6 protein-coding genes and 1 pseudogene are annotated in these 6,426 nt (G+C 60.5%); 1 reads left to right on the plus strand and 6 read right to left on the minus strand.

Annotated features, from left to right (window positions below; genetic code table 11):
* The 5 genes and pseudogenes from AB5Y85_RS06385 to AB5Y85_RS06405 all read right to left on the minus strand — a co-directional run.
* A pseudogene (locus AB5Y85_RS06385) lies at positions 1-342 on the minus strand (glycerate dehydrogenase); the annotation flags it as partial.
* A gap of 146 nt (positions 343-488) precedes the next feature.
* Positions 489-1,253, minus strand: a complete 765-nt coding sequence (locus AB5Y85_RS06390) for an alpha/beta hydrolase family protein (RefSeq protein WP_257687031.1) — start codon at positions 1,251-1,253, stop codon at positions 489-491.
* A gap of 134 nt (positions 1,254-1,387) precedes the next feature.
* Entirely contained in the window at positions 1,388-1,954 is a 567-nt protein-coding gene (efp, locus tag AB5Y85_RS06395) for an elongation factor P (RefSeq protein ID WP_005335100.1), read from the minus strand.
* Positions 1,955-1,999: 45 nt separating this feature from the next.
* Positions 2,000-3,196: an elongation factor P maturation arginine rhamnosyltransferase EarP gene (gene earP / locus AB5Y85_RS06400; RefSeq protein WP_257687030.1), complete on the minus strand. Its 1,197-nt coding sequence runs from the start codon at positions 3,194-3,196 to the stop codon at positions 2,000-2,002.
* A 96-nt stretch (positions 3,197-3,292) separates the two neighbouring features.
* Positions 3,293-4,336: a GMP reductase gene (locus tag AB5Y85_RS06405; RefSeq protein WP_005348017.1), complete on the minus strand. Its 1,044-nt coding sequence runs from the start codon at positions 4,334-4,336 to the stop codon at positions 3,293-3,295.
* A 381-nt stretch (positions 4,337-4,717) separates the two neighbouring features.
* Here AB5Y85_RS06405 and AB5Y85_RS06410 point away from each other — a divergent pair, with 381 nt between their 5' ends.
* A complete protein-coding gene (locus AB5Y85_RS06410) occupies positions 4,718-5,212 on the plus strand; it encodes a RimK/LysX family protein (RefSeq protein WP_181223898.1) in 495 nt (164 codons plus the stop codon).
* Positions 5,213-5,250: 38 nt separating this feature from the next.
* Here the strand turns inward: AB5Y85_RS06410 and AB5Y85_RS06415 are convergent.
* On the minus strand, positions 5,251-6,426 hold a 1,176-nt coding region (locus AB5Y85_RS06415), incomplete at its 5' end, for an ATP-binding protein (RefSeq protein ID WP_368221283.1).

A 6,426-nucleotide genomic window follows, 5' to 3' on the forward strand; every position in this document is an offset into this window, starting at 1 on the left:
CGACAGGGCCAGCATCAGCGCCATGGCGTGCTCCGGCACCGAGGGGCCCGAGTAATTGCGGATATTGCACACCCCGACGTTGGCGGCGCGGCACGCTTCCAGATCCACGTTGTCGCTGCCGGTGGCGGCCAGGGCGATGAGTTTGAGCTCCGGCAGCTGGGCCAGTTCGGCGGCGCCGATCCGTACTTTGTTGATGATGGCGATGCTGGCATCTTTGAGCCGTTCCACCACCTGTTCCGGGGTAGTACTTGGATAGCTCTGCCAGTGGTGGGGGAAGTCGGGGTGATGCAGGGTGATGCCCGCATCCAGGGTATCGCTGTCGAGAAATACGATTTGCTGCATGGACCTTCCTGCCATTTTTCTGGTGTCGAGGGGCCATGATGCCAAAGAGGATGCGGTCAGGGCCAGATCGTCGCCGTGGCAGGGTTGGGCTTTATCCGGCAGATGTGAGCTGGCGCGCGCTTTATTGCGCCACGGTGGCGGCTGGTTTAGAGCCAGCCCAGATGGTTGAGCCAGCCCTGAATGCGGGTGGGGGTCTCCTCCAGCTCCATCAGGGCGTAGGGGCGATAGTTGAGCTTGTTGCTGCGCCGGCTCTCGCTTCTGCGGGCCTCGGCGGCCAGCAGGGGCCAGCGACCGCCATCCTCCTGATAGAGGTCCAAGGTCGGGATGGCCGCCTGAGCCACCTGTTTGGCCAGGGTCTGGTTGCTCTGCTGGTTGGGGAAGAAGCCATCGAGCAGCACCAGTGCATCGGGGGCGGGCAACTGTTCGCTGGCGATGAGGTTGGCAGTCCAGGCGGCGCCGGTACCTTGCGCCAGGATCAGCTTGAAGCCCCCCTCCTGCAGCTTGGCATCGGCCAGCTTGCTGATCCGCTCGGCAAACTGCTTGCGAAATGCATCGCTGTTTTTCGCTTTTTTCTCGGCGGCTGGGTCCAGTTCGGTCTGCTGGGGAGAGGGGAGCAGCAGCAGGGTATCAAAACCCAGTCGGCCGAGGGCGCGAGTCAGTTGCCACAGTTGGCCGCTGCGCTGCCAGTCGGGCAGTAAAATGGCGAGCCCCAGATAGTTTTCACTGTCGTGTTTGGAGAACAGCACCGTCTGCTTGTCGATCTGGGTGGCATCGGGCAACCCTTTCCAGTCGCTGGCTTGCCAGTGGTCGAGGGGCAGTGGCTCGGCAACGGGGGGGGCGACCTCGCTCGCCTCTGCCCCATGGCCAGCCAGCAAGGTCAATAACAGCAGTGATAAGGATAATCTGGCCATAGTGTGCTCCCCCGGTTATCTGGGTTAGCGGCTGCGGCGGGATTTTCTGAAGGCGGGCGGTGTGATGGCAACTCGGAGGCAATAAAAAAGCGAGCCGTTGGCTCGCTTTTTTGCAATCAATTCAACGTGGTCAATTAGTTGACGCGACGCTTGAATTCGCCGGTGCGGGTATCGATTTCGATCTTGTCACCGATCTCTACGAAAGCGGCAACAGCCAGCTCGTAGGTAGTGCCTTTCAGACGGGCAGGCTTGGTCACTTTACCGGAGGTGTCGCCACGGGCAGCCGGTTCGGTGTACTCAACTTCGCGCACGATGGTGGTCGGCAGTTCTACGGAGATGGCTTTCTCGTTGTAGAAAGTCACTTCACACAGATCTTCCATGCCGTCTACCAGGTAGTTCAGCACGTCACCCAGGTTGTCTTTCTCTACGTCGTACTGGTTGTACTCGGTGTCCATAAAGACATACAGGGGGTCGGAGAAGTAGGAGTAGGTGCACTCTTTACGCTCCAGCTGAACAACGTCCAGCTTGTCGTCGGCCTTGAAGACGGTCTCGGTAGCGCTGCCGTTCAGCAGGCCCTTCAGCTTCATTTTGACCACGGCGGAGTTACGGCCGGATTTGTTGAATTCAGCCTTCTGGACCACCATCGGCTCGGTGCCGATCATGACTACGTTACCAGCGCGGATTTCCTGAGCGGTTTTCATGTAAAAAATTCCTGTTCGTGAAACGGACGGATAAAAACTGCCAGATTATATACGGCTTTCTAAAAATTTCACCAACCGTGTGACGAGATCCCCATCCCGGAGCAGCTTCTGTGACCAGAGTCGCCCATGTTGCTGCCAAATCGCGCTATATTGCGGCCATTGGGCCCAGAGTTCGCGGCAATCTTCACCACGGTTGAGAGCCAGATTGAAGCGGCGCAGCCATTGGCCGCAATCGGCAGGCAGATCAGCAATATAGTGGTCGAGGAACTGCTCCAGCTTGACCAGATGGGCCTCCTCCTCCTGTTGGTAGATATGCCAGAGGAAAGGACGGGCGGCCCACTGGGCCCGCACGAAGGAGTCCTCCCCGCGCACCAGATTGAGATCGCAGCTCCACAGCAGTCGATCGTAACCGGCCTGATCGGTCATCGGCAGCAGCTTGATGGTGAGGTTGCCCGCGTGGAGCAGATCCCCAGCTTTGGCTGCAGGGATGGCATCAGTCAGACCGGCACCGGTGAGCACATCGTTGAGAGAGCGCCCCAGCGGCAGCAGTAGGGTGACGGGCGTGGCGCTCTGGCACCAGCTCTCGACCAGGCTTTGCAGTGCATCGCTCTCGTAGGTAAAGAGGCTGACCCGCAGCTCGTGCTCTTGTCTGGGCGGCAAACCGAGGCTTGCCCAGTAGGCTGCCAGTCCCGCATCATCTTGCTGCCACTGCTCCCGTTCGGTGATGAGGTCGTGCTCGCATAAAAGGCCGCCGGTTTTAGCGGTAAAACCCGGGAAGAAGAAGTATTTTTTGAGGCTCTGGTTGCCAACTCGCTGTGGCGAGGCGAGGCCGTGGCAATCCTCGACCCAGCTCTCCGCCGAGAGGTACTCCAGATTGATCCAGCATGGGGGGCTGGGTTGGCTCGTCATCAGCTCTATGAAGGGGGCGGGCAGCTCGCAGGCAAAGGCCTCGATCACCACCCTGGCCGGTGTCATGTCGCTCGGCAGGGTCTCATGCCAGTGCTGGATATAGATGCCATCGACCCACTGGCCATCCTGCGCCGGGTCGAGCCCGGGGCAGATGCGGGCGAAACTTGCCAGATCGTCCACCCAGAGCCGCACCTGAACCTCATCGCCATGTGCCGCAATATTCCCCTCCCGCTTTAACTGGCGGGCGAGTCGCCAGGTGACGCCGATGTCGCCGAAGTTGTCGACGACGCAGCAGAAGATGTCCCAGTCAAACGGGGGCAGGGGAGTTGTCATGGCTCGGGGTTCCAAATGCAAAAAAACCGGTGCGCAGGGTAGCACACCGGTTGACTGGCTTCTAACCGTCAGCGCGTGACGGCGGTCTGTGGCAGGTTACTCCTTGCCGTAGACGTTGTTCTCTTGCTCACGCACCCGGATAAAGGTGGTGCGCTTGGTCAGCTCTTTCAGCTGGCTGGCTCCCACGTAGGTACAGGTGGAGCGCACACCGCCCAGAATGTCGCGCACGGCGTTCTCGACCGGGCCGCGGTAGGGCAGCAGTACGGTTTTACCCTCGGAGGCACGGTACTCGGCGACGCCGCCGGCGTGCTTGTCCATGGCGCTGGAGGAGCTCATGCCGTAGAACTTCATGAAGGGTTCGCCGTCTACATCGACGATCTCGCCACCGCACTCCTCGTGGGCTGCCAGCATGCCGCCCAGCATCACGAAGTCGGCGCCGCCGCCGAAGGCTTTGGCGACGTCGCCCGGGCAGGTGCAGCCGCCGTCACCGACGATCTGGCCGCCGAGGCCGTGGGCCGCATCGGCACACTCGATGATGGCAGAGAGCTGCGGGTAGCCGACGCCGGTCTTGACGCGAGTGGTACAGACCGAGCCCGGGCCGATGCCGACCTTGACGATGTCGGCGCCGGAGAGGATCAGCTCTTCGACCATCTCGCCGGTGACCACGTTGCCCGCCAGAATGACGTGGTTGGGGCAGGCTTCACGAATTTTGCGCACGAACTCGACGAAGTGTTCGGAGTAGCCGTTGGCCACATCGACACAGATGAAGCGCAGCGCTTCGGACATGGCGAGGATTTGGCGGGTCTTGGCGAAATCTTCAGCCGAGGTGCCGGTGGAGACCATCACATGGCCCAGCAGCGCCGGGTCGGTCTCGTTGACGAAAGCTTGCCACTGCTCAAGGCTGTAGTGCTTGTGTACCGCGGTCATCATCTCGAAACCGGCCAGCGTACGCGCCATGGCAAAGCTGCCGACGGTATCCATGTTGGCGGCGATAACGGGTACGCCTTGCCATTGGGTCTGAGTGTGTTTGAAGGTGAACTGACGGGTCAGGCTTACTTGGGAACGGCTCTTGAGAGTAGAGCGCTTGGGGCGGAACAGGACATCCTTGAAACCGAGCTTCAAGTCTTCTTCGATACGCATTACAAATTCCTTATTGAGCCTTGTTGAAAGTCACTTTTGCAGTGGCAAATTTTCGGCAGGCGCAAAAAAACCGGTGGTTTTCAGGCCCTCCGGTTTACAACAGTGTAGGCAAAAATCCCTTCAGAACAAGACTGATAATTTGTAAATCCTTGTGGTAGCCTTTGGCGTCACAACCTGAGGTTAACCACCAGTTTCATCCAGCACCGTTCGGTGCCTTGCTCTCCTGCGATATTCCCGCCCGCTTGGGCCGCCGTTCGGCCACTCTTTGTCGTCTCTCTCCTGACCCGCCAGATATTATCCAAGTAGCTGAAATAAATCGGATTGACCCACAATAGGACTGTGGTAGATCTGGGCGCAGGATTGACAAGGCAGGGCAGTAAAATGGGCAAGATGATGGTGGGGATCACCCTGATGCTGGCACTGTGTGGCAGTGCGCTGGCAGAGACCCCGACCAGCTATGGCTGGATCGAAAAGGGGCTTATTTTGCCTACCGGCGTGGCGGTGAAGATGAAGCTCGACACCGGGGCGCTCACCTCTTCCCTCGATGCACGCGCCATCACCAGATTCAAACGGGATGGCAAGCCCTGGGTGCGCTTCATGCTGGTGGTGACCGATGCCGACAGCGGCAAACTGGTCAAGCAGCAGTTCGAGCGGAGGGTCGAGCGCAGCGTGACGGTGCGCGGGGCGGGCGGTATGGAGCAGCGGCCAACGGTGACCATGTCCATCTGCTTGGGGGACAAGGTGTATGAGGAGTGGTTCACACTGCGGGATCGCAGCAAGATGATCTATCCGGTGCTGCTGGGCCGACGTCTGCTGGCGGAGCTGGGCCCGGTGGACTCCAGTCGAACCTTTACCGTGCAGCCAGATTGTCATTGAAAGTAAAGAGCCCGCATCGCGGGCTCTTTACTTATCGCTTATCTTGCCAGCGGGAGTAACACGCTCACCTCCAGCCCCCCTTCCGGTCGGTTGTGGACATCGAGGTCGGCGCCGTGCAACTGGGCGATACGCGAGACGATGGCCATGCCGAGACCCACGCCATCCCCCTGCTGGGGATTGACCCGAAAGAAGCGTTCATACAGCCGGGGCAAGGCGCTGGCGGGAATGCCGGGGCCGTTGTCACTCACATCCACCCTCACCCGGTTGCCCTCTCGCTGAACCCGCACCCTGATCTCGCCCTCCGGCTGGGTGTAGCGTAGCGCATTGTCGATGAGATTACTGAACAGCAGCTCGAGCAGGGTGGCCTGCCCCATCACCAGCAGCGGCAATTCACACTCCAGCGACAGCTGCTGATCCTTCTTGAGCGCGATGGGAGCAAGCGTTGCCAGGGTGCCTTGCAGCAGGTGACCCACCTCTAGCTCGGTCAATACCAGCCCCTGCTGGTTGTCGATACGGGCCTGGGTCAGCAGTTGGCGGATCAGCCGATCGCTGCGATCGAGGGCCTGCAACATCTTGTGCAGGGATTGCTGGCGGCTGGCGTCATCATCGGCCGCAAGGGCATTTTCACTGTGGATCCGCAGCACCGCCAGCGGGGTGCGCAGCTCGTGGGCCGCCTCGTTGGTGAACTGTTTCTCCCGCTCTATGGTCTCCGCCAGCGCCTGCATCAGCCGGTTGATCTCGTTGGTGAGGGGGGTCAGCTCCTGAGCGCTTATCTTGAGGCTGAGGGGGCTCAGGTTGGCGGGGTGACGTTCGCTGATGGCCTGGGCCAGCTGGCGCAGGGGGGCCAGCCCGCGGGTGATGAGCCACCAGAGCAGGGCCAGCAGGAAGGGGAGAGTGATCAGCAGCGGCAGCATGGTGAGGGTTGCCATCTTGCTGGCCAGTTCGCTGCGCTCGTCGTCCCGTTCTGCCACCACCAGCCAGGTCTGCTCCTGCTGGTTGTAGAGGGTGAAGGTGCGCCACTGGTGATTATCTTTTTCGACCGTGTCGAAGCCGATGGCCAGGGTGACCAGCGGCTGATCCGGGGCGCTGGGGGCGCGCAGCAGCAAGCCGCCCTTTTCATCGAGCAGCTGGAAGTAGAGATTGCGTTCGAACTCGTGGCCGTAGGGGGTGATCTCCCGATCCTCGCCGGTCAGGTTGAGACTGGGGTCTTTTTG

It is taken from the genome of Aeromonas sp. R3-1, from assembly GCF_040908345.1.
In the GTDB taxonomy this organism is placed as follows: Bacteria; Pseudomonadota; Gammaproteobacteria; order Enterobacterales; family Aeromonadaceae; genus Aeromonas; species Aeromonas veronii.

Excerpts from the sequence above, each read along its gene's own strand:
- AB5Y85_RS06390 (WP_257687031.1), bottom strand. The coding sequence starts at position 1,253 with ATGGCCAGATTATCCTTATCACTGCTGTTATTGACCTTGCTGGCTGGC.
- efp (WP_005335100.1), bottom strand. The coding sequence starts at position 1,954 with ATGAAAACCGCTCAGGAAATCCGCGCTGGTAACGTAGTCATGATCGGC.
- earP (WP_257687030.1), bottom strand. The coding sequence starts at position 3,196 with ATGACAACTCCCCTGCCCCCGTTTGACTGGGACATCTTCTGCTGCGTC.
- AB5Y85_RS06405 (WP_005348017.1), bottom strand. The coding sequence starts at position 4,336 with ATGCGTATCGAAGAAGACTTGAAGCTCGGTTTCAAGGATGTCCTGTTC.
- AB5Y85_RS06410 (WP_181223898.1), top strand. The coding sequence starts at position 4,718 with ATGGGCAAGATGATGGTGGGGATCACCCTGATGCTGGCACTGTGTGGC.